Origin of the sequence: Aeromonas sp. 600886, from assembly GCF_049174935.1 — a bacterium.
GTDB classification, from domain to species: Bacteria; Pseudomonadota; Gammaproteobacteria; order Enterobacterales; family Aeromonadaceae; genus Aeromonas; species Aeromonas veronii_A.
The window spans coordinates 1-21939 of the sequence record NZ_JAAKUB010000035.1; the positions used below are offsets into that span (position 1 = coordinate 1).

Sequence of the window (21939 nt, forward strand, 5' to 3'; positions counted from 1 at the left end):
CCCGATGCGGTACATAGAGGGTTCTGAGTAGAAAAATGCTAGTTGAAAATGTGTAAACCTATTTCAGGACTAGACAGCAGACTGTTTACCAGGCAAACAAGTGCAGATAAAAAAATGCCACCCGAGGGTGGCAGTGAAAGATGACGGAACTTGAGCAAAGCGTTCAGCGAAAACCGGTCGTCTTCGCCTGCATAGAGCAATACAGGAACCGTGCCAATCCGGCAAAAGCCCCCGTATCCCTCCACGTCATGGGCAAACCACGACAGCACTGCCCCATGATGGTAGAATCTCGCGGTTTCACATTTATGAAGAGTCGACGCCATGCCCTGGATACAAATTCGAATCAACGCCACTGCCAAGACCGCAGACAAGGTGAGCAACATGCTGCTGGGGCGTGGAGCCCAGGCGGTGACCTTTATGGATGCCAAGGATGTGCCCGTCTACGAACCCATGCCCGGTGAAACCCCGCTCTGGGGCGAGACCGAAGTGATGGGGCTGTTCGATGCCGAAACCGATCCGGCCCCCACCATCGCCTTTTTCCAGCAGATCTTCGGAGAAAATGTCGGCTACAAGGTCGAGCAGCTGGAAGACAAGGACTGGGTGCGCGAGTGGATGGATCACTTCCACCCGATGCAGTTTGGCGAGCGCCTCTGGATCTGCCCGAGCTGGCGCGATGTGCCGAACCCCGATGCAGTTAACGTGATGCTGGATCCGGGCCTGGCCTTCGGTACCGGTACCCACCCCACCACAGCTCTCTGCCTGCAATGGCTGGACGGCCTCGATCTGACCGGTAAAACCGTGGTCGACTTTGGTTGCGGCTCCGGCATTCTCGGCATCGCCGCCCTGAAACTGGGTGCCGCCCGCGTCATCGGCATCGACATCGACCCGCAGGCCATTCAGGCCAGCCGCGACAACGCCGCGCGCAACGGCGTCGCCGACCAGATTGAGCTCTACCTGCCGGCCGACCAGCCGCAAGATGTCGAAGCGGACGTGGTGGTCGCCAATATCCTGGCAGGCCCGCTGCGCGAACTGGCTCCGCTGATCGCCGGCCACGGCAAGCCGGGCAGCCTGATGGCCCTCTCCGGCGTGCTGGAGAGCCAGGCCCCGGAACTGGAAACTATCTACGGCCAGTGGTTCGAGATGGACCCGACCGCAGTCAAGGAGGAGTGGTGCCGCCTCTCCGGCCGCAAGCACGGCTAAACATAGCTCCCACTCTCAAGGCGGCAAGTCAGCATCTTTATTAAACAAGAGCACCCACGGGTGCTCTTGTTGTTTCTCCCCCCTTTCCTACTCTGGGGGACGGTTCACGCTTCTCTGGCCAATAAGGGATTAACATCGTTCTTCCACATCATTGAGGCCCTGCCATGAGCGAATACCAGAAGATGATTAGCAGCCAACCGTACAACTGCATGGCACCCGAGCTGGCCCTGTTGCGCCGGGAAGCGGCACGGCGCTATCGCCGTTTCAATCAGGCGGAAGATGAGGCAGAGCAGCGGGCACTACTGGCGGAGCTGATTGGCAAATTGGCTGAGAATGCCTTTATCTGCCCGCCCCTCTACTGTACCTATGGCCGCCACATCCACCTGGGCAAGGACTCCTACATCAATATGGGTGCGACCCTGCTGGACAATGCCCCCATTCGCATCGGCGCCCATGTGATGATTGGGCCAAACGTGCAGATCTATACCGCAGCCCATGCGCTGGAGGCCGACGAACGGATTCAGGGAACAGAGACGGCGCTGCCGGTCACCATTGAAGACAAGGTCTGGATTGGGGGCGGCGCCATCTTGCTGCCCGGCGTCACCATAGGGCGGGAGGCGATCGTCGGCGCGGGCGCCGTAGTCACCAAAGATGTACCGGCCGGTGCTCGGGTAGTCGGCAACCCGGCCCGGATCCTGCCAGCCACAAACAGGGCATAAGGCAGCCAACCGGGTTGTATGCCGATACCGCCATCAACTCACAACAGCCCCGACACCCCATAAAAAAATAAAGCCCAATGTCACGAAGACGTTGGGCTGTTAAAAGGTGCTACGGAATTGCGACTCTCATCGCAGAAAAATTAGAAGGAGTGCCCTTCTAAACTGGCAGGGAGATATTAGCGAATGCGCAAACGTTTTACATAGTGAAATACCACAGGATTGCGAGGTACATCGCACTATTTAAATAATTACCTGCTATGGCACGCGAAGCCTCTTTGAGCCATTTATTTTCCCCAATCACTCTGGTTACTATTCACGGTTAAACAGAAAAGCCCCGATTTCTCGAGGCTTTGCTTCTCTCAACCGCAACGTGGCCGAGGTGTCAGAAACGGCGGACAAACTCATCGAGCGGCAGCTCGCGCAGTTTACGCGCTTCCAGCATGGGGGTGCCGAGGTAGAGGAAACCCACCAGCTGATCCTCTGCCGCCAGTCCCAATCCCTTGTTGATCTGCTCATCGAAGATAAACCAGCCGGAGCGCCAGATACCGTTGAAGCCCTGTGCCTGCGCCGCCATCTGCATCGCCATCAGGGCACAACCGGCAGAGAGCTCCTGCTCCAGTTTCGGCACCTTGGGGTGATCCTGATAACGGGTTGCCACGGCGACGACCAAGGGCGCCCGCAGTGGCGCTTCGCTGCACTTCTTGATGCTCTCTTCATCTTCGCCACGGGCACGGGCCGCCTTGGCCAGCAGCTTGCCCAGCCGCTCACGCCCCTCCCCTTCAAACAGAATGAACTGCCAGGGGGTCAGGGTGCCGTGATCCGGCGCACGCAGGCCCGCCTTGAGGATATTGTCGAGCACCTCACCGCTCGGGGCGGGCTCGGCGAGACGGCCACAGGAGTGGCGGTTGAGCAACAGGGTGAGGGCATCCATGGGCAATTCCTTCTCTGGGGCAATGATGGCGCTACCTTAGCACAGCACCGAATGAAGAAAACCCCTGAGGCTCAGGGGTTTATTGCACTAAAAAGGGCACGAGGACGCTGCTTGCTAGATGATCGCAGCCAGCTCGGCCCCTTGCCGGATGGCACGCTTGGCATCCAGCTCGGCGGCCACGTCTGCTCCGCCGATGATATGCACCGGCTTGCCTGCCGCCTGCAACCCCGCCTGCAGCTCCTTGAGAGGCTCCTGCCCGGCGCAGACGATCACCTGATCCACCGGCAGACACTGTTTGGTCTCGCCCACCTGAATGTGCAAGCCCTCGTCATCGATCCCCAGATATTGTACCCCGGAGAGCATCTGCACCTTGCGGTTCTTGAGCACGGTACGGTGGATCCAGCCGGTGGTCTTGCCAAGGCCGTCACCCACCTTGCTCTCCTTGCGCTGGAGCAGCCAGATCTGGCGCTCGGGGGCGTCGATTTCAGGAGCCGTGAGGCCACCGCGCTCGCCAAGCTGTTTGTCGATGCCCCACTCCTTGAGCCAGTGATCACGGTGCCCATCGGCATCCATCTCCACCTTCTTCTCTACCAGATACTCAGCCACATCGAAACCGATGCCGCCGGCACCGATCACCGCCACCTTCTGGCCGACCGGCTTGTGATCCCGCAATACATCGAGGTAGTTCAATACCTTGGGATGCTCGATCCCCGGGATATTGGGGGTGCGCGGACGGATACCGGTAGCAAGGATCACCTCGTCAAAACCGCCGCCGAGCAGGCTCTCGGCACTCTGGCGCTGGCCCAGATAGAGCTCGACGCCGCACTTCTCCAGCCGTTTGGCGAAATAGCGCAGGGTTTCGTGAAACTCCTCCTTGCCCGGGATCTGCTTGGCGAAGTTGAACTGGCCGCCGATTTCGCTGGCCTGATCGAACAGGCTCACCTGATGACCGCGCTCGGCAGCGTAACAGGCAAACGCCAGCCCGGCCGGGCCCGCCCCCACCACCGCCAGCTTTTTGGGCTGGGGCACGCGGCCAAAGGTCAGCTCGGTCTCGAAACAGGCGCGGGGATTGACCAGACAGGAGGCGCGCTTCTGCTTGAACACATGGTCGAGGCAGGCCTGGTTGCAGGCGATGCAGGTGTTGATCTCATCCGCCCGGTTCTCGGCCGCCTTGATGACAAACTCCGGGTCCGCCAGGAAGGGGCGCGCCATGGAGACCATATCCGCCTCGCCCCCCGCCAGAATCCGCTCGGCCACCTCGGGGGTGTTGATACGGTTGGTGGTAATGAGGGGCACCTTGAGGTGTTTTTTCAGCTCGGCAGTGACCCAGCTGAAGGCGCCGCGCGGCACGCTGGTGGCGATGGTGGGAATGCGCGCCTCGTGCCAACCGATACCGGTGTTGATCAGGGTCACCCCCACCGCTTCCAGCGCTTTGCCAAGGGCGATCACCTCTTCCAGGGTCGAGCCCTGCTCCACCAGATCCAGCATGGAGAGGCGGAAGATAATGATGAAGTCGGTGCCGACCCGCTCGCGGATGGCGCGGACAATCTCCACCGGGAAGCGCATCCGGTTTTCGCTGCTGCCACCCCAGCCATCGCTGCGTTTGTTGGTGCGCTCGCAGATGAACTGGTTGATGAGATAGCCTTCCGAGCCCATCACCTCGACGCCGTCATAACCGGCCGCCTTGGCCAACGCTGCTGTAGCCGCGAAGTCGCGAATAGTGCCGCAGATCTGCCGCTCGCTCATGGCGCGCGGTTTGAATGGGGAGATGGGGGCTTTGAGGGCACTCGGCGCCAGACTAAACGGATGATAGGCGTAACGACCGGCATGGAGGATCTGCAGCGCAATCTTGCCCCCCTCCTGATGCACGGCGTTGGTCACCTTCTTGTGCTTGCTCACCTGCCAGGGAAAGCTCAGCTGGGAGCCGTGAGGCACCAGCCGACCGCGCAGATTGGGGGCAATGCCGCCGGTGACGATAAGGCCAACGCCACCACGGGCGCGCTCGGCGTAAAAGGCGGCCAGCTTGTCAAAACCGCCCTTCTCCTCTTCGAGGCCGGTATGCATGGAGCCCATCAACACACGGTTGCGCAGCTGGGTAAAACCAAGGTCGAGCGGGGTCAGCAGGGTCGGATAGCGGCTCACGATGCCTCCAGTTAATTTTTTGTTATCAAACTGAGGCTAGAGTAAAGAATCGAAAATTCTTTTTCAAACAAATGTTTGGACAATTTTTCAGCGAACAGCCGTGCCCTGAGCGAAGATAGGCGGGATCCGCCAGTCGGAAATGGCAATTTCGCCCGCAACTGGTTAATAATGGCTCTTCTCTACCCATTAACAGGGCGATAACGCGACTATGTCTATTTTCAAAGGTCTGGGTTGGTTGTTCCGCAGCCTGTGGCGCCTGCTCAATTTCACCCGGCTGATGCTGGTCAATCTGCTGTTTCTCATCGTAGTGCTGGTCATCGTCTTCAGCGTCAGCCAGAAAGAGGCACCCAAGGCGCCAATCGAAGGGGCGCTAACCCTCAATCTCAACGGCGTGCTGGTGGAGCAACGCTCCCAGACAGATCCCACCGTACAACTGCTGCGCCAGATGGACAGCAGCGACGAGCAGCCGAGCGAGATCGTCCTCTCCGACCTGCTGTGGGCCATCAAGAGTGCCAAGGATGACGAGCGCATCAAGGCGCTGGTGATCAAGCCGCAAGGGCTGCAGGGGGCCAACTTCACCAAACTGCAGGAGGTGGCGAGCGCCATCGACTCCTTCCGGGAGAGCGGCAAACCGGTGATCGCCATGGCCGACTTCTACACTCAGGGGCAATACCTGCTGGCGGCCCACGCCGATCACGTGCTGCTCAACCAGAGTGGCGCCGTGGTAATAGAGGGGCTTGGGGTCTACCAGACCTACTTCAAGTCGGCGCTGGAGAAGCTCAACATCACCCCGCATGTATTCAAGGTCGGCACCTACAAATCCTTTGTCGAACCCTATACCCGCGACGAGATGTCCCCCGAGAGCAAGGAGGCGAACCAGCGCTGGCTGGATCAGCTGTGGCAATCCTATGTGGCTGACGTAGCCGAGCAGCGGGAGATCGAACCCGATGCGGTCGCGCCGGGCAAGGATCGCTTCCTCGAGCTGCTGCGCAAGGCCGGTGGCAATGCCGCCAACTACGCCCTCGACAACGGGCTGGTGGATCAGCTGGCCACCCGCGACGAGATGACCCAGGCGGTCATTAAAGAGGTGGGTGAAGCGGACGACCACGGCTGGAAAGGGGTCGGCCTGAAAGAGTATCTGGCTGCCATTCCGGAACAATATCCCCGGAGCGGCAAGGATGGGGTGGGTCTGGTGGTCGCCAGCGGCGCCATCATGGATGGCGTGCAGCCTGCCGGCACCATCGGCGGTGATAGCCTCTCCGACCTGCTGGCCGATGCCCGCCGCGATGACAAGGTCAAAGCAGTGGTCCTGCGGGTCGACAGCCCCGGCGGCAGCGCCTTCGCCGCCGAGCAGATCCGCGCCGAGCTGCTGGCCCTGAAACAGGCAGGCAAACCGGTAGTGGTCTCCATGGGCAGCTATGCCGCCTCCGGTGGCTACTGGATCTCCGCCGATGCGGACAAGATCTTCGCCTCCCCGACCACCCTCACCGGATCCATCGGGGTATTCGGAATGTTCGCCACTATCGACAAGGCATTGGCCCAGTTCGGTGTGCATACCGATGGGGTCGGCACCACAGATTACGTCGGCGTCGGCCCGACCCGCGCCCTGCCGGATCACGTCGGTCAGGCTATCCAGCTGAGCGTGGAAGATACCTACCAGCGCTTCATCGGTCTGGTCAGCAAGGGCCGCGGCCTGAGCCCGGAAGAGGCCGAAAAAGCGGCCGAAGGTCGTGTCTGGACTGGTGAGGATGCCAAGGCCCTGGGTCTGGTGGACGAGTTCGGCAATCTGGATAACGCCATCAAGGCCGCCGCCGAACTGGCCAACCTCAAGGAGTGGCAGGTCACCCCCATCGAGCAGGAGGAGTCCACCAAGGACAAGTTCCTGCGCCAGCTGTTTGACAGCAGTGCCCGCGTGCTGGCCCCCCAGTTGCAAAGCTGGCTACCGGCTGGATTTGGCAAGGCATTGGTGGAAGTGAACCGCAGTCTCGACCCGCTCACCCGCTTCAACGATCCGCAAGGCACCTACGCCTTCTGCCCGGTCTGCGTGCAGTGATTCTGCCTGGGTAAAACGCTGACTCGAGCCCAGAAAAACGGCGACCATAATGGTCGCCGTTCAGCGTGATGAGAGCCCCTGGGCCCAAGCCAAGGGGTTGACCTCATATCGACATGGTCAATGCACGGACTGCGCCTTGCGCAAAGCCTCCAGCCGCTTGACGTCGAGATGACCCCCTTGACTCTTTCAGCCCCCAAGAGCACCGCCTGCTCAACATCGATAACTACTTCTCTTTTTACTTCAGCCGCGACAAGGTTCACTCCTGCTGTTAGCCCGAGAATGGTCGAACAGCCATTGACTCATCGGCATTAACCCCATGGGCGGCCCTCTTTTTTCTCCTGCTTTCTGAATTTGCCACTCCCGAGCAGGGATCAAATAACGCTCATCCCCCACCTGACACTGTCGATACTGATAATGCGAGGCAATGAACAAGCGGGTTCCTGCCCGCGAGCAAGACAATCAGGAGGTCTGCATGAAAACAAGCGCAGTAGTGTTCACTCTCGCCACGCTGGGCATATCGATGGCACAGACGACCCAGGCAAGTAATACAGGACGCATCGAATTCAGCGGCGCCATCGTGGAGGATGCCTGCCGTGTCAACCAACTAGAGAAGCAGATGCAGGTCACCTGCCTCTCAGGCTCCGCACAAACAACCGAAACAGTTAATTTGCAAAAACTGGCAAGAGAGGCATCCTTGAATCTCTCCCACAGCCAGGTCTCCTACCAGTGGGTCGATGATCGCCACACTATGGCAATCGTCACCGTCAGTCACAAATAACGCCCACTGCCGCTGGCAGAAACAACAACGGCGACCATAGGGTCGCCGTTGTCATTACCGGGTCTCGAGTTCAAGTCATCAGGCTTGAGGATTGAGACGGGTCGGCATACCGGTACGCTGTTCCAGCACCTGCTTGACCACGTTGGAGTCAGACTCGGCGTGAGCGATGAAGCGGGTGATAGCCGGTGTCATCGGGAGCGGCACGGAGGCGGTGGAGTTGAACTCCTCCTCGGTCCGTGACAGCGGCTCGTGCACTTCCATGTAGCGACCGCCATCCGGCTCGACCGTGGTCTTGACCGGCTGGTTGACGAACTGGACGCGGGTACCGACCGGCACGTTGTCGAACAGATACTTGATGTCGTCGGCACGCAGACGTACGCAGCCGCTGCTCACCCGCAGACCGATGCCGAAGGTGGCGTTGGTTCCGTGGATGGCATAGAGGTTGCCGATGTAGAGGGCGTGCAGGCCCATGGGGTTGTCCGGGCCGGCTGGCCAGACCGCAGGCAGTGTGATTCCCTTCGCGGCGTAGCGACGACGAATGTTTTCGGTCGGGGTCCAGGTCGGGTTGGCGCGCTTGCGCTCTACCTTGGTGATCCAGTTCTCCGGGGTGTTCACCCCCAGCTGACCGATGCCGATGGGCAATACCTGTACCACGTTCTTCCCTTTCGGATAGTAGTAGAGGCGCATCTCGGCAACGTTGATGACGATCCCTTCGCGGGGCGCGTTGGGCAGGATCAACTGGTGAGGGATGATCAGGGTGCTGCCCGCTTTGGGCAGATAGGGATCAACGCCCGGGTTGGCTTCCATGATATTGGTCAAACCCAACTGAAACTCGGAGGCAATCTGCTCCAGCGGACGATTGTCCGCAGGCACCACATATTCCAGATTCTCACCGATCAGACGGCTGTTGGCCGCAGGCAGACGGTACTCGACGGCGGCAGCCTGCTGGCTGATCAGCGCAAGTGTGCATAAAAGGGCCGAAGCGGCAGTGCGAAGGGGGTTCATAAAATTCCTGTGTGGTTTCCTGTACCAAATGGGCCGGAGGCCATCTTATCTTCGGTCTGCCGGTGGCGGGTCAACCTGCACCACGGCGCCAAATAACCGAGCGCGCATTCTTTCCCGAGTCGGCCAAAATTTCAACTTCCATATGTTGCTTTTCTTGTTAAAAGTGGCCGTTTTCGGTGTGATGCTTATCAACAGAGCAAAAGCCCCCTTGGCAAGTTGCCATTGAAAGAGAGATGTACAGCATAGCCCCCTCTCTGCGGACCAACCCCGCCCCCGTAGACCACAGCGCTGTGCCACCTGGTGTCACGGTTGCAGCCCTAGCTGAAACGTTCGTCACCTCGGAGGAGATAGGCCAATGTTGACTGTGGCACTTTCATTGGAGCGAAAAGGGGGAAAATAGCGCTTCGACTACAGCAGGGACTGGCTGCCGCCATAAAAAAACCGCTCCGAAGAGCGGTTAATGGAGCCACCAGGCAACCATAAAAGGGACTTCAAGCGTTGTCATTGGAATTACTGGACGGCCGCCTCCCCCGCACCACTCTGCTCCTTGAGGAAGCTGATCCAGGGGGATGCCCGACCGCTGACGTTGCCATTCTGAGCCGCCTGGGTGAAGGCGTTGAGGGCCTCCTTCGGCTTTTGTTGCTCAAAATAGGCGACCCCGGTCAGGAACTTGAGATCCGCCCGCTGTTCACCATTGGCATTGGCTGCCGGTTTGGCGGCCAGCGCCACCAGATCCTGATAGCGTTTGCTCTGGATCATCATGCGCGCCATTTTCAGCTGCAAATCGGCGCTCGGGGCCAGCTGATAGGATTTGGCCAGGGTGTCGATGGCCGGATCCAGCTCCTTGGCCTGATGCCAATAGTTGGCCAGGGTCTTGTAGTTGCTGGCGCTCTGCTCAATCACCCCATCCTTCATCCCCTTCTCCATCACCCGTGCGGCGCGATGGGGAATGCCGGTGAAGGCGAGGTAGTTGGCGAGGCGCTGCAGCTCGGCGGCCTCGGTCAACATGCCGAGGTTGTAGGCCGACTCCAGCGCCGCCAGCGCCTTGGCATCGTTACCTGCCTGCATATGCATGGCCGACAGCTGGGTCCAGTACTTCTTCTTCTCCGGGAACATGTTGACCAGAGAGGTCAGCACCTCGGTCGCCGGTTTGTACTGTTTCAGCTCGTAGTGAGCGCCCATCTTCAGCAGATACCAGGACTCCGGCGCTTTACCTGCCGACAGCTTGATCGCCTGATCCACCGCCGGGATCGCGTCACGGTACTGCTTGAGCTGCACGTGGGCGTTGGCTAGCGTGATATAGGCATGGGAGTTGGGCTTGTCATCTTTGCCCTGGTTGGCAAACCACTCCTTCATGGTCTTGATCGACCCCTGATAATTACCCTCAGCCATATAGAGCTGGGCCAGGTTGTAGCGCACCTGCTGGGCCACCGGTGGCGGCAGGCCGCCTGTCGCGATGGCATCGGCAAAGTACTTGGTCGCCTGACCGTATTTCTCCTGCTGGGCGGCTACGAAACCGAGAGTCTGCAATATGACCCCCTTGTCGTAGACCCGCTCGCCCGCGCCGGAGAGCGCATCTTGCAGCTTGGCATTGGCCTCACCGTATTTCTTCTCGGTGATCAGCTCCTGCGCCTTGTTGACCGCCCGATAGGCCCGATCCGACAGGGCCGGCTGCTCGGCGGCCCAACTGGCGGTGCTGAGCAGCACCGCCATGGCGACCGGGGCGAGGATCATCTTGTGTAACTTGTTCATCGCCACCTTCCTTAGTTGACCGCAAACTCGATCTCTTGCTGCATACGGCTCGCCTGCGGCTTGCCATCCACCATGGCCGGTTTGAACGTCCACTTGGCGATGGTTTTGCGCGCCTCTTTGCCGAGGTCATAGCTGCGCGGCTCTTCCTTGACGATCCGCACGTTGCTGACGGTGCCGCGCTCGGTGACGGTGAACTCCACCAGCACCTTGCCGGAGGCCAGGCCCGCCAGCGCCGCCTTGCGGGGCATCATGGGCTCGAAGGTTGCCAGCGGAATGGCGCCGTTGTTGCCACCGACTCCGCCACCACCGCCGCCGGTGCTGTAGGCCCCCAGCGCGTTGCCACCACCGATGTTGACCGGGATGTCGAGCTTGGGCATGTCCATCGGCGCGCTCTCCATCTTAGGCCGATCCGTGCTGGCCACTTCCATCTCGGGAGGCGGTGGCGGACGCTTGGGCGGCGGCGGTTTGGGCAGCTCCCGCTGTTTCTCTTGCAGGGTCTCCTGGGGCTTGAGGCGGATGAAATCGGTCATGCTGACGTCTTCCTTCTCCACCAGCTCCCGGTGATCCGGTGTGATCAGCTTGTTCATTCCCAGAAACAGAAAGAACACCACCACACAGGAGACCGCCAACGATATCAGGTATCTCATAGGTCTCTCTCCGGCATCAGCTGCTCTTGTCTGCCGCGATGGAGATGTTCTGGACACCGGCCATGCGGATCTGATCCATGACCTGCACCACCAGACCGGAACGGGATTCGTTATCGGCCTGGATCACCACGGCGCTCTCCGGGTTTTCGGCCCGCAGCCGCTCGATGTTGGCGCGTACCGCCCCCACCTCGACCACCCGCTTGTCGACCCAGACCTGACCGTTTTCGCGCACCGCGACCATGATATTGCCCTTCTTCACCGTCTCGGCCGTGCTGGCACTGGGACGGTTGATCTCGACACCGGACTCCTTGACGAAGGAGGTGGTGACGATGAAGAAGATCAGCATGATGAACACTATGTCCAGCATGGGGGTCAAATCGATAGCCGCCTCGTCAGCACCGCTGTCGCTGTAACGTTTTCTCATAGCAGAAACTCCTTGCTTGTTCTGTGCCCCCGGCAGGCCAGGGGGTATGCATCCTGCATCAACCGTGTTTCAGGTTGTCTTCCAGCTTTTGCACCGCCAGTTTGGCCTTGTGATCGAGCTGGTTGACAAAAAACAGGCCGGAAAGGGCGGCGATCATGCCCGCCATGGTCGGTACCGTTGCCTTGGAGATCCCCGATGCCATCGCCCGCGGCGAACCGGTGCCTGTGATGGCCAGGGTGTCAAACACCTGCACCATCCCCACCACGGTCCCCAGCAGCCCCATCAACGGGCAGAGAGCGATCAGCACCTTGATGACCGGCATCCCCTTGTCCACCGCCATGGCAACCCGTGAGACCAGCTCGCGCCGGATCTGCTTGGCAGACCAGGAGAGATGATCGGTACGGGCCAGCCAGGTCGCCTTGGTCTGCTTCACCTGCTTGGGGTAGACCGCCATGAAGTAGAACCAGCGCTCCAGCAACAGGGCCCACATCATCAGGGTCAGGAAGAACAGGGCGACCAGTACATCGCCCCCCAATCCCAAAAACCGGCGGACCGACTCGACTTCTTCAATCAACCAGAACCACATGGGTGACTCCTTACGCTGCGGCTTTGGAGGCGTGCAGACGTTCCTGATAACGGGCGACGAAACCGGCGCTCTGCTCTTCCAGCACCTGGATCAGACGACGGCTCTGGGTCTGCACTATGGTGTAGAGGAACAACATGGGCACGGCGACGACCAGCCCCTGCATAGTGGTCACCAGCGCCTCCGAGATACCGCCCGCCATCAGCTTGGGATCGCCGGTACCGAACAATGTGATGGCCTGGAAGGTGGCAATCATCCCCACTACAGTACCGAGCAGGCCCAGCAGCGGCGCGACGGAAGCGATCAGCTTGATGATGCTGATGCCCTTCTCGAACTTGGGCACGTTGCGCAGGATGATCTCGTCGAGCTTGGACTCCAGATCCTCGATGTTGTCACCGCGATGGCTCTGGTAGGCCCCCAGCATGTCACCAATGGGGTTGCCCTTGATGATCTGATCAGATTTCAGCTGCTTGCGCATGGACGAGCCGATCAGCGACAGGCGGATACCGCAGAAGATGGCCAGCAGGGTACCGAGCACGCCGAGCACCATGATGACGTAACCCACTTCACCACCCTGATCGATCCGCTCCTTGAGAGTCGGTGACTGCACCAGCAGAGAGAGGATCACGCCGCGAGACGGGTCGATAAAGATGGGCTTGACCCCGTCACCGCCCTGTTCAAACTCGGCGATCGGTTCCAGCACCCCCTTGTCAGGTTGACGGGAAAGCTGCTCGAACTTGCCGGTCTCCGGCACGAAGGTGAGGTACTTGCCTTCGGAGACAGTGTTGAACTCACCGATCTGGGTGACCGTCTTCTCGGCCTGGTTGCCTTCGCCGTAGACCACGGTCGCCGGGATCTGGCTCACCTTGCCACCGTCCACCATGCGGCTGAGGGTGGTGGTCCAGAACGCTTCCAGATCGTCGCTGGAGGGGAGCTCTTTACTCTCGGCCAGACGGGTCAGCAGCGCGGTCTGTTCCGGATGCTCGACCCGACGGGCGGAGGCGTTGAAGATCCCCTTGAACTCACCGGCGAACTGACGCAGTACGCCGAACATCTCACCCATGTTGCCGGAACGCTGGCGCAGGGTTTCAGTCAGCTCGGTCAGCTGCTTGTCATTGGCATCGAAGGTCGCCTTGAGCTGCTCGCCCTTGGCGGTTTCGGCAGCCAGCTCGGCCTTGGCCTTGGCCAGCAGCGCCCCCTGCTCGTTCTTGTCAGCCAGGAAGCGGGCTTCCCGCTCCTTGTTGAGTTGGGATTCGCTCAGGCTGGAGGCCTTGACCTGATTCAGCAGCGCATTGAGATCCACCGGTTTTTCGGCGGCGGTCACCGGCAGGGTGACCAGGGTTGCTCCCGCAATCAGGGAGGCAATCGCAAGTTTGATTCCTTTCATGATGCTTTCTCCGCAGTTTGAACCGGCAGCTTGATCAGAGCGGGAGGCGCCTGCTTCTTGGCGATGCGAAGGCCCTGTTCAACCGCACTGCGATACTCCTGGGGCAACTCTTCCCACTGGCGAGTCTTCTTGTTCCACATCCCGGTCTCATTGCCATCCGGGGATTGATAAAGCAGCGCGATGCGGCCAACCCGCAGGAACTCGTAGGTCTTCTCGCTACCATCCTTGTCCAGGCTCGCCTTGTAGGATTCGATGGTGCGGCTGAAGCCCTCCTCGATCTGGTAGGCCTCTAGGATCTTGCGGTACTTCTCGGAGATGGTGACATCGGCACGGTTCATCAGGTCGGTCAGGGCTGCTACGCGGTCCTCGCGCTCGACCTTCTGGAACGGCAGATCCAGCGCCACAAACTGCTCGAGGGAGTCGATCATCTTGAGCATCAGGGGGACAACTTCGGTGCTGGTCTGATCAATCTGGGCGATCTGCTTTTGCATCGACGCCAGCTCGGCACTCTGGGACTCGACCATCTTGCTCACCTGCTCGTTGTAGGTGCGCAGACTGTCGACCTGACGCAGGGCTGCCTTGTACTGGGCCAGTGCGGATTCGGCAGATTCGGCATAGCTGTCGATCTTCTGCTGGGAAACTTTGGATGCGTTGTCGGTGGCGGCTTGAGCGTCCACGGCCTGACCGGCAGTGGCGGCACTCAGATTGAAGCTGGTCAACAAGGCGGCCGAAACCAGGCTGCCAAGGAGCGCTTTCTTCATTGTAATGGTCCTTGTCTTCATAGGATTACCCTATCTCCGTAACTTCCTTGGACGTTGGGCACAGCCGGCCCGACCGGGCCGACTGAGGTTGTATATCAACGGGGTTGATTAGAACTTCTGGGTGTAGTCGATGTAGTAGACCCGTCCGTCAATGCTGTAGAGGTATTCATCGTAGGTGTAACCATCATTTGACAGGGAAGGTCCACGGTTGAACATGTTCTTCACGCCGGTCTGGATCTTGGCATTCCAGCTGGTATCGACCGCGACGTTCAGGTTCCAGATGGTGTTGGAAGCAATATGGCCCTCTTCCTTGTCATCCACATAGTCCTGGCTCTGGGAGTCGATATAGTTGGTGCTCAGGTAGGTATCCAGATTCCACAGCTGCGGGAAGTTGGCACCGATCCCGGAGTTGAAACGGAAATCGGGTTTGCCATTCCAGCCCTTCTTGTCAACCATTGGGCCACCAGCAAACAGACCTTCCTCATATTTCAGGATGTAGCTGCTGCCAAAGTCGTATCGCAGGGTGAAGGAGTTGAAGTCGTACTTGTAGTCCGCCTTGAAGTCGATACCACTGGTCTTGAGTTGCCCCAGGTTGACCATGCCGGCATAGACCTTCTCGACATCGCCGTTGGCGTCACGAATGACGTTCGGGTTGCTGCCGGTATTGAGCTCCTGATAGAACTGGGTCTGGGTGGTAGCCAGCTGGATTACGTCATCAATCTTGATGTAGTAGTAATCGAGCGACAGGTTCAGATTGTCCAGCGGATTGTAGGCCGCCCCGATAGTGAAGGTATTGGCGGTCTCTTCCTTCAGGTTCTTGTTGGATTGGCGCGTTGTCTCGTACTGCTCTTCGGAACAGTTTGCAATACCATTGGCCTGGCAGTAGACATAGTCCTTGGCAAAATCCGCTGACTGGGCATCCGCCGCATAGAGATCATTCAGACCCGGCGCGCGGAAAGACTGGGACCAGGAGGTACGGAACATCAGCTGGTCGAGTGGCTGATAACGCAGACTCGCTTTGGGCGAGAAGGCGCTGCCAAAGTCGCTGTACTTGTCGTAACGACCCGCCAGGTTCAGCTCGATCTGCTCGGTGATGGGGATCAGGCTCTCGATGTAGGTGGCAAACACATCGCGCACACCGCTACCGGAGTTGCCGGATGAACCCAGTACGTTACCCGCTTCGGACTGGCTGTCGTAGGTGTCGGAATAAACCCAATCGTTATACTCGGCACCCAGATACCAGCTGACCGGGCCAGCAGGCAGTTCGCCCATCTCCCAACCCAGACCGCCATACCACTGGAAGAAATCCATCTTGGAGTTGCGGCTGGTGGTATAAGAGAGATCCTTGGTGGCATCAGCGGAGAAGCTGCCGTTGACGAAGTTTCCACTGTTTACCTGAGTCTGAACCGCCGGCTCCAATACATAGCCATTACCAATACTCTGGTTATCTGTCTTGGAGTACATGTAACCGGCGTTCCACTCCAGATCGCCAACCGCCTCGGTCGGAACCATCCCTTCAAAACCCAGGTTCAGGGTACCGGTCAAGTCGGTCACTTCGTTGTCACGGGGACCGACGTTGTTGAAGCGGTAGTAAACCGTCGCAGCCTTGGCGGTGCTGAAGTTGTTGGCAGACAGGACTGCAGCGCTTTCAGGGGTGGAGCCATCCACGGTGAAGGCACCAGCAGCAGGGGCGAAACGACCAAAACTGGTGACCCGGGAACCAATCATCTGTGGCACGAAATCCACATTGTCGTTGATATGGTAGCGGCCGTTGACATAGACGGTGTCGCGAGTACGCGAGGCGGTCTTGGCTGCGACCTGGGCAAAGTCGAAGCGGCAAGCCGTACCCTTGGTGACAAAACCGGCGCCGGTGCTTTCACAGTCGACCCCATTCAGAGTACGGGTTACGGTCTTGCCAGTTGCCGCGTCTACTCCCTTGATATTGCGACCATAGAGGCTAGGAGACTCAGCCCCCTGCTTGGCCAGATAGTCACGATCCTTGTAATAGATCTCGTCTTTCACATCATGCTCGTAGACCATCATCAGGGAACCTTTCTCACCCGAAATACCGCTGACGATGGAACCACTCTGTTCGTCACCACCTTCCTCGGTCGGTGAACCGACGCGCCCCTGGAATGACAAACCTTCAAAACCCTCTTTGAGGATCACGTTGATAACGCCACCGATGGCATCAGAACCATACAGGGCAGAGCCACCGTCCAGGTTCACTTCCACCCGCTCAACGGCCGCCATGGGGATGGTGTTGAGGTTGATGGCGGTGCCCCCCATGGAGGGAGAACCGGCGATACGCTTGCCATTGAGCAGCACCAGTGTGCGATCTTCACCAAGGCCACGCAGCCCTACGGTGGCTTGTGACTGGGCTGAGCTACCGGAGGATGGAGAGAAACCACCAAAGGAGTTGTAGGAGGCCTGTTTCAGATAATCAGCCACAGTCTGCTGGCCAGACTGTTCAATTTGGGCCTTGCTGACAGAGACAACCGGAGTCGCCCCCTCAACATCAACACGAGAGATACGGGAACCAGTGACTTTGATTTTCTGCAGTTTTTCGACGTTCTGCCCTTCTTCGGCAGATACGGATGGGGCCGCCGCAAGGCTCGCCAAGGCGAACGCAATCGCAGCAGAGATTCTGCTCTTCCTAAGCATCGCTTATATCCTTCCTGGTTGTTTATTGTTTGCTTCCTGATACCGCCCTCTTTGGAGCGATGCGTAAGGCTTATCAATCTTTGACTGGCGACGTCAATGGAGTGGGGGGATCGGGAGGGTGAGATGTGGAATAAGCGGAGTGTATTAATTTTGACCGGCATAATTAGTGAATAATTCTACCAAAAACACCCCGCACAATGTGAAATCGTTGTTAAAACATGTAAAAGACGCTGAATTAAAAGTTGATGAACTTATTTGCTTACGTGCTGTCTCTTTATATCTTATTTCAATTTATTGGCAAAAATAAGTATAAAACTCTATTTTAATTATTATTGTGACTGACCACTCCGATGGGGGAGATAGATAAATTTGTCGAGATGATATCGTTTTCCCTTCTTTGGCGGCAGGAATAAAAAAACTTAAAATTCAATCACATGATGAAATTAAAGATACAAACAAACAGCTGTTTATATTTTTTAAAATAATGTTGAGTAGTAGCGTTTTGTTTTGATTTTCACTTTTCAGATAAAAAACGTCATTTTTCGGTGCTTTTGGTCTCAGCGGGTCATTTGTCCCAGTTTTCCATTTCCTTGTACTTGATTTTTGTTGCAGAGCTTTTACAGTGGCCGAGCGGATCGTGTGCTGTTTAGCAACCAATCCAGCGCGTAATGCCAGGAAGGACAGGCCCGTCACCGGATTTGACTGGCCGCAAAAAAGAACAACAAGGACGAGGTTCCACCATGCTGTCGTATTTCCTACGCCGGATGCTTTTGATCATTCCGACGTTTCTCGGTATCACCCTGCTCGTCTTCACCATCACCCGTTTCGTGCCGGGCGGACCGGTCGAACGCATGCTGCTGCAAGCCCAGGTTTCCCAGAATGAATCCGGCCGTTCCAGCGGCAGCAAGGGGGCGCAGGCCCTCTCAGATGAGCAGATCGAGGAGCTCAAGGCCTTCTATGGCCTCGACAAGCCGATGCTGGTCGCCTACTGGGAGTGGCTGCAGAAGCTGGCGGTGCTGGATCTGGGCGAATCGACCCGCTACTACGAGCCGGTGTGGGATCTCATCAAGGAGCGGCTCCCCGTCACCGCCTTCTTCGGACTGGCAACCTTTCTGCTGAGCTATGCGGTCTCCATCCCGCTGGGGGTGGCGAAGGCGCTCAGGCACAACAGCCGCTTAGACTCGTTAAGCTCCATGCTTATCTACATGGCCTATGCCCTGCCCGCCTACGTGGTGGGGATCTTCCTCATCACCGTCTTCGCCTTCCATCTGGAATGGCTACCAATGGGCGGTTTTCCGGGGGACGACTTTGAGTACATGGAGAGCAGCTGGGATCAGATCAGCACTGTCTTTGCCCACGCCCTGCTGCCGCTTATCGCCTACGCCATCGGCGATTTCGCCATCCTCACCATGACCATGAAAAACAGCCTGATGGAGAACCTGTCGGCGGATTACGTGCGCACCGCCGTGGCCAAGGGGTTGCCGTTTCGCAAGGCGGTCACCGACCACGCCATGCGCAACAGCCTGATCCCCATCGCCAGCCACCTGGGGTCTGTGCTCACCGTTTTCTTTGGCGGTTCCTTCCTCATCGAGACCATCTTCAACATCGACGGCATCGGCCTGCTCGGTTACGAGGCGATCGTCGAACGGGATTACCCCACCGTCATGGGCATTCTGGCCATCACCTCCATGCTGATGCTGATAGGCAATATCGTCTCCGATATCTGCGTGGCCCTGGTTGATCCGCGCGTGCGGTTTGGAGATTGACCATGAACCAGACCTCTATTGCCATGCCGATGCTGATATCACGCCATATCGTCTCCGATATCTGCGTTGTACTTGTTGATCCCCGCATGCGGTTTGGAGACTGACCATGAAGCTCAATCCGGTTACCTTGAAAAAACTCAAGCGCTTCAAGTCGATCAAGCGTGGTTACTACTCCTTCATCATCTTCACCACCCTGGTGCTGCTCTCCCTGCTGGCGGAGCTGCTGGTCAACAGCCGGGCGCTGATAGTGAGCTATCAGGGCCAGCTGCACTTTCCCACCTATGGAGATGTGATCCCCGGTCAGCAGTTCGGGCTCGATTACGAGTACGAAACCAACTACCGCCAGCTCAAGGCCAAGTTTGCCGCAGAGGGCCAGGGCGACTGGGTGCTGCTGCCGCCGGTACCCTGGAACCCCTACGAGCAGGATTTCAAAGAGGATGCCTACCCGCCCTACGCCCCCAGCGCGGCTGAGCGCCACTTCCTCGGCACTGACACCAGCGGCCGCGACGTACTGGCGCGGCTGGTTTACGGCTTTCGCATCGCCATCGGCTTTGCTTTTATAGCGCTGGCGGCCAGTTATGCCATCGGGGTCACCATCGGCTGTCTGATGGGCTTTCTCGGCGGCCGCTTTGATCTCATCCTGCAACGCTTTATCGAGATCTGGTCCCAGGTGCCGTTTCTCTACGTCATCATGATCCTGGTGTCGCTGGCCAAGCCCAACTTCGGCCTGTTTGTCGCCATCAACGTGCTGTTCGGCTGGATGGGGATCACCTGGTATATGCGCACCCTCACCTACAAGGAGCGGGCACGGGACTATGTGATGGCGGCGCGGGCACAAGGGGCGACCACCGGGCGGATCATCTTCAACCACATCCTGCCCAACACCCTGATGATGATCGTCACCCTGGCGCCGTTCGCCGTGGTGGGCAATATCTCCACCCTGACGGCCCTCGACTATCTGGGCTTCGGGCTGGCACCGCCGACCCCGAGCTGGGGGGAGCTGCTCTCCCAAGGCATCAACAATCTGGATGCCATCTGGATCGTCAGCTCGGTGGTGGCAGCGGTGAGTCTGGTGCTGATCATGGTCTCCTTTATCGGTGAGGCGATCCGCGAGGCGTTCGATCCGCGCAAATTTACCCGTTACCAATAAGCCAGACGGTACCAGCGCATCGGCAGGCGTCGGGTAACGAACAGTGATTAATGAAGGACGGGCCGCCGCCATCGGCGGTCCCGGGAGCAAGGGATAATCCCGTTATCAATCAAGACCCCCAGTGCAGGGGCCAGACCTGGAAGTCAAACATGAAAAATAAAATCAAATGGATAGGTGCTCTCTTTGTGCTGGTAAACGGATCCTGGGTCTGGGCGGCCAGCCTGCCCGCGGATCTCAAATGGGAGACCAACGACACGGATCCTGTGTTCGCCTCCCCCAAGGCGCTGCCGGGTGGCAGCCTCAATATGTTTGTGGAGAGCTTTCCGCTGACGTTTCGTACCGTGGGGCCTGACTCCAACGGTTCGTTTCGTTCCTTTATTCTCGATAACCAGTTGCGACTCATCAGCTTCCACCCCAATACCGGCAACCCCATCCCCTCACTGGCAACCCACTGGGCCATAGCGCCAGACAGCCAGACCGTCTACTTCAAGCTGGATCCCCGTGCCAAATGGTCGGATGGCAAGCCGGTCAATGCTGACGACTACACCTTCGGCTACGAGATGATGCGCTCCAAACACATCAAGGGGCCCTGGTTCAACAACTACTACACCACTGAAGTGGTAGCGGTAGAGAAGATCGATGATCACACCATTATGGTCAAAGCGGGCAGCCGCAAGGCCAAGCTGGATCTGCTCAACACCACCGAGCTGTGGCCCCAGCCCAAGCACTACTACAAGCTGACCCCCAACTGGGTGAAGCAGTACAACTGGGCCGTGGTGCCCACCACAGGTCCCTACGTGATCAGCGACGTCAAGAAGGGCAAGTCGGTCACCTTCAGCAAGCAGAAGGATTGGTGGGCAAAGGATGATCGCTATAACCAGCACAGATTCAACATCGACACCATCAAGGTGCAGGTGATCCGCGACCACAACATCGCCTTCCGCCACTTCCTGAAAGGGGAGATCGATACCTTCGAGATGATCCTGCCCAACTGGTGGCATGAAAAAGCGGTCACCCCGGAGTACAAGAAGGGGTACGTGCAGAAGGTGATGGCCATGACCGACACCAAACAGGGCGGTCAGGGAGTTCACCTCAATGTGGCCAACCCCAAACTGGCAGACGTAAACGTGCGCCTCGGCATCCAGCACGCCTTCAACATCGACAAGATGATAGAGACCGTGCTGCGCGGCGACTATGACAGAGCCACCACCTTCGGCTCGGGTTTTGGCGAGTTCACCGACATGACGCTGCCGGAGCGGGCTTATGACATCGGCAAGGCGCGGGAGTACTTTGCCAAGGGCGGCTACAACAAGCCGGGGCCGGACGGCATCCTGCAAAATGAGAAGGGGGAGCGGCTGACGCTGGCACTCACCTACACCAGTCAGGAGCACTCCAAGCGCCTGACCGTGTTGAAAGAGGAGGCCAAGAAAGCGGGTCTCGATCTGGAGCTTAACCTAGTGGATGGCGCCACCGGCTTCAAGGTGATGCTGGAGAAGAAACACGAGGCGGCCTGGCTTGGCTGGGGCGGCGGCGGTCTCTATCCACAATATTGGGAGTCGTTCCACTCCGCCAATGCCAACAAACCGCAGACCAACAACCTGTTCAACGTGGCTGACAAGGAGCTGGACGCACTGATCGACGCCTACAACGTCGAATTCGACATGGCCAAACGGGCCGAGATCTCCCGCCAGATCCAGCAGCGCATCTATGATCTCGCCATCTTCGTGCCCGGGGTGCAGCTCAACTATGTGCGGGCCAGCAGCTGGCGTTATGTGATGCTGCCGGACGTACCTGCCACCAAGAACACGCCGGATCTGCTCTACTGGCCGATGGATGGTTATCCTCACAGTAGTGGTGGTCTGCTCTGGCTCGATCCCAAGGTGAAGGAAGAGACCCGCAACGCCAAGGAGGCAGGGGAGGCGCTGGCGCCCATCAACCTGCTCGACAAGACCTATGCACGTCATTGATATTCAGGCC

Annotated in this window: 17 protein-coding genes; 7 read left to right on the plus strand and 10 right to left on the minus strand. The window is 58.5% G+C overall.

Features of this window, described 5'->3' with window-relative positions:
* Nucleotides 1-321 precede the first annotated feature (321 nt).
* Complete coding sequence (gene prmA / locus G5179_RS19640) at nucleotides 322-1200, plus strand: 50S ribosomal protein L11 methyltransferase (RefSeq protein ID WP_005358410.1); 879 nt, start codon at nucleotides 322-324, stop codon at nucleotides 1198-1200.
* Nucleotides 1201-1364: 164 nt separating this feature from the next.
* The gene (locus tag G5179_RS19645) at nucleotides 1365-1919 is read left to right on the plus strand and encodes a sugar O-acetyltransferase (RefSeq protein ID WP_167556678.1); all 555 of its coding nucleotides are present in this window, start codon (nucleotides 1365-1367) and stop codon (nucleotides 1917-1919) included.
* 382 nt (nucleotides 1920-2301) lie between these two features.
* On the opposite strand, the gene G5179_RS19650 is transcribed toward G5179_RS19645, so the two are convergent.
* Both G5179_RS19650 and G5179_RS19655 read right to left on the minus strand, forming a co-directional pair.
* Nucleotides 2302-2850 (minus strand): NAD(P)H nitroreductase, encoded by a 549-nt coding sequence (locus G5179_RS19650; protein WP_421258959.1) that lies wholly within the window; start codon nucleotides 2848-2850, stop codon nucleotides 2302-2304.
* Between the two features lie 114 nt (nucleotides 2851-2964).
* The gene (locus G5179_RS19655) at nucleotides 2965-4992 is read right to left on the minus strand and encodes an FAD-dependent oxidoreductase (RefSeq protein WP_421258960.1); all 2028 of its coding nucleotides are present in this window, start codon (nucleotides 4990-4992) and stop codon (nucleotides 2965-2967) included.
* A 208-nt stretch (nucleotides 4993-5200) separates the two neighbouring features.
* Between G5179_RS19655 and sppA the strand changes: the two genes are divergently transcribed.
* The gene (gene sppA, locus G5179_RS19660; protein WP_421258961.1) at nucleotides 5201-7045 is read left to right on the plus strand and encodes a signal peptide peptidase SppA; all 1845 of its coding nucleotides are present in this window, start codon (nucleotides 5201-5203) and stop codon (nucleotides 7043-7045) included.
* A gap of 472 nt (nucleotides 7046-7517) precedes the next feature.
* Nucleotides 7518-7823 (plus strand): type 1 fimbrial protein, encoded by a 306-nt coding sequence (locus G5179_RS19665; RefSeq protein WP_421231782.1) that lies wholly within the window; start codon nucleotides 7518-7520, stop codon nucleotides 7821-7823.
* A 78-nt stretch (nucleotides 7824-7901) separates the two neighbouring features.
* On the opposite strand, the gene G5179_RS19670 is transcribed toward G5179_RS19665, so the two are convergent.
* The 8 genes from G5179_RS19670 to G5179_RS19705 form a co-directional block, all read right to left on the minus strand.
* Nucleotides 7902-8828 carry a L,D-transpeptidase family protein gene (locus G5179_RS19670; RefSeq protein WP_216951980.1) on the minus strand — a complete coding sequence of 309 codons (927 nt, stop codon included), beginning with the start codon at nucleotides 8826-8828 and terminating at the stop codon, nucleotides 7902-7904.
* Between the two features lie 510 nt (nucleotides 8829-9338).
* Nucleotides 9339-10580, minus strand: coding sequence for a tetratricopeptide repeat protein (locus G5179_RS19675; RefSeq protein WP_157162042.1), 1242 nt, complete (start codon nucleotides 10578-10580; stop codon nucleotides 9339-9341).
* A gap of 11 nt (nucleotides 10581-10591) precedes the next feature.
* A complete protein-coding gene (locus tag G5179_RS19680) occupies nucleotides 10592-11227 on the minus strand; it encodes an energy transducer TonB (protein ID WP_064337222.1) in 636 nt (211 codons plus the stop codon).
* Between the two features lie 16 nt (nucleotides 11228-11243).
* Nucleotides 11244-11651 carry an ExbD/TolR family protein gene (locus G5179_RS19685; RefSeq protein WP_005338933.1) on the minus strand — a complete coding sequence of 136 codons (408 nt, stop codon included), beginning with the start codon at nucleotides 11649-11651 and terminating at the stop codon, nucleotides 11244-11246.
* Between the two features lie 58 nt (nucleotides 11652-11709).
* Nucleotides 11710-12237: a MotA/TolQ/ExbB proton channel family protein gene (locus tag G5179_RS19690; protein ID WP_005338936.1), complete on the minus strand. Its 528-nt coding sequence runs from the start codon at nucleotides 12235-12237 to the stop codon at nucleotides 11710-11712.
* A 10-nt stretch (nucleotides 12238-12247) separates the two neighbouring features.
* Complete coding sequence (locus G5179_RS19695) at nucleotides 12248-13621, minus strand: MotA/TolQ/ExbB proton channel family protein (RefSeq protein ID WP_107682561.1); 1374 nt, start codon at nucleotides 13619-13621, stop codon at nucleotides 12248-12250.
* A complete protein-coding gene (locus G5179_RS19700) occupies nucleotides 13618-14382 on the minus strand; it encodes a DUF3450 domain-containing protein (RefSeq protein ID WP_005343435.1) in 765 nt (254 codons plus the stop codon). The genes G5179_RS19695 and G5179_RS19700 overlap by 4 nt, the downstream gene beginning before the upstream one ends.
* Nucleotides 14383-14490: 108 nt before the next feature.
* Entirely contained in the window at nucleotides 14491-17046 is a 2556-nt protein-coding gene (locus tag G5179_RS19705; protein ID WP_227341314.1) for a TonB-dependent receptor, read from the minus strand.
* 740 nt (nucleotides 17047-17786) lie between these two features.
* Here G5179_RS19705 and G5179_RS19710 point away from each other — a divergent pair.
* The 3 genes from G5179_RS19710 to G5179_RS19720 all read left to right on the plus strand — a co-directional run bounded on the left by G5179_RS19710 (nucleotide 17787) and on the right by G5179_RS19720 (nucleotide 21929).
* Complete coding sequence (locus G5179_RS19710) at nucleotides 17787-18812, plus strand: ABC transporter permease subunit (RefSeq protein ID WP_421258962.1); 1026 nt, start codon at nucleotides 17787-17789, stop codon at nucleotides 18810-18812.
* Nucleotides 18813-18918: 106 nt separating this feature from the next.
* Nucleotides 18919-19962 (plus strand): ABC transporter permease, encoded by a 1044-nt coding sequence (locus G5179_RS19715; RefSeq protein ID WP_005343430.1) that lies wholly within the window; start codon nucleotides 18919-18921, stop codon nucleotides 19960-19962.
* Between the two features lie 149 nt (nucleotides 19963-20111).
* A complete protein-coding gene (locus tag G5179_RS19720) occupies nucleotides 20112-21929 on the plus strand; it encodes an extracellular solute-binding protein (RefSeq protein WP_337073557.1) in 1818 nt (605 codons plus the stop codon).
* Nucleotides 21930-21939 lie beyond the last annotated feature (10 nt).

Bases quoted from the DNA above. Each gene is read 5' to 3' on its own strand.
- prmA (WP_005358410.1), top strand. From the start codon at position 322: ATGCCCTGGATACAAATTCGAATCAACGCCACTGCCAAGACCGCAGAC.
- G5179_RS19645 (WP_167556678.1), top strand. From the start codon at position 1,365: ATGAGCGAATACCAGAAGATGATTAGCAGCCAACCGTACAACTGCATG.
- G5179_RS19650 (WP_421258959.1), bottom strand. From the start codon at position 2,850: ATGGATGCCCTCACCCTGTTGCTCAACCGCCACTCCTGTGGCCGTCTC.
- sppA (WP_421258961.1), top strand. From the start codon at position 5,201: ATGTCTATTTTCAAAGGTCTGGGTTGGTTGTTCCGCAGCCTGTGGCGC.
- G5179_RS19665 (WP_421231782.1), top strand. From the start codon at position 7,518: ATGAAAACAAGCGCAGTAGTGTTCACTCTCGCCACGCTGGGCATATCG.
- G5179_RS19670 (WP_216951980.1), bottom strand. From the start codon at position 8,828: ATGAACCCCCTTCGCACTGCCGCTTCGGCCCTTTTATGCACACTTGCG.
- G5179_RS19675 (WP_157162042.1), bottom strand. From the start codon at position 10,580: ATGAACAAGTTACACAAGATGATCCTCGCCCCGGTCGCCATGGCGGTG.
- G5179_RS19680 (WP_064337222.1), bottom strand. From the start codon at position 11,227: ATGAGATACCTGATATCGTTGGCGGTCTCCTGTGTGGTGGTGTTCTTT.
- G5179_RS19685 (WP_005338933.1), bottom strand. From the start codon at position 11,651: ATGAGAAAACGTTACAGCGACAGCGGTGCTGACGAGGCGGCTATCGAT.
- G5179_RS19690 (WP_005338936.1), bottom strand. From the start codon at position 12,237: ATGTGGTTCTGGTTGATTGAAGAAGTCGAGTCGGTCCGCCGGTTTTTG.
- G5179_RS19695 (WP_107682561.1), bottom strand. From the start codon at position 13,621: ATGAAAGGAATCAAACTTGCGATTGCCTCCCTGATTGCGGGAGCAACC.
- G5179_RS19700 (WP_005343435.1), bottom strand. From the start codon at position 14,382: ATGAAGAAAGCGCTCCTTGGCAGCCTGGTTTCGGCCGCCTTGTTGACC.
- G5179_RS19705 (WP_227341314.1), bottom strand. From the start codon at position 17,046: ATGCTTAGGAAGAGCAGAATCTCTGCTGCGATTGCGTTCGCCTTGGCG.
- G5179_RS19710 (WP_421258962.1), top strand. From the start codon at position 17,787: ATGCTGTCGTATTTCCTACGCCGGATGCTTTTGATCATTCCGACGTTT.
- G5179_RS19715 (WP_005343430.1), top strand. From the start codon at position 18,919: ATGAAGCTCAATCCGGTTACCTTGAAAAAACTCAAGCGCTTCAAGTCG.
- G5179_RS19720 (WP_337073557.1), top strand. From the start codon at position 20,112: ATGAAAAATAAAATCAAATGGATAGGTGCTCTCTTTGTGCTGGTAAAC.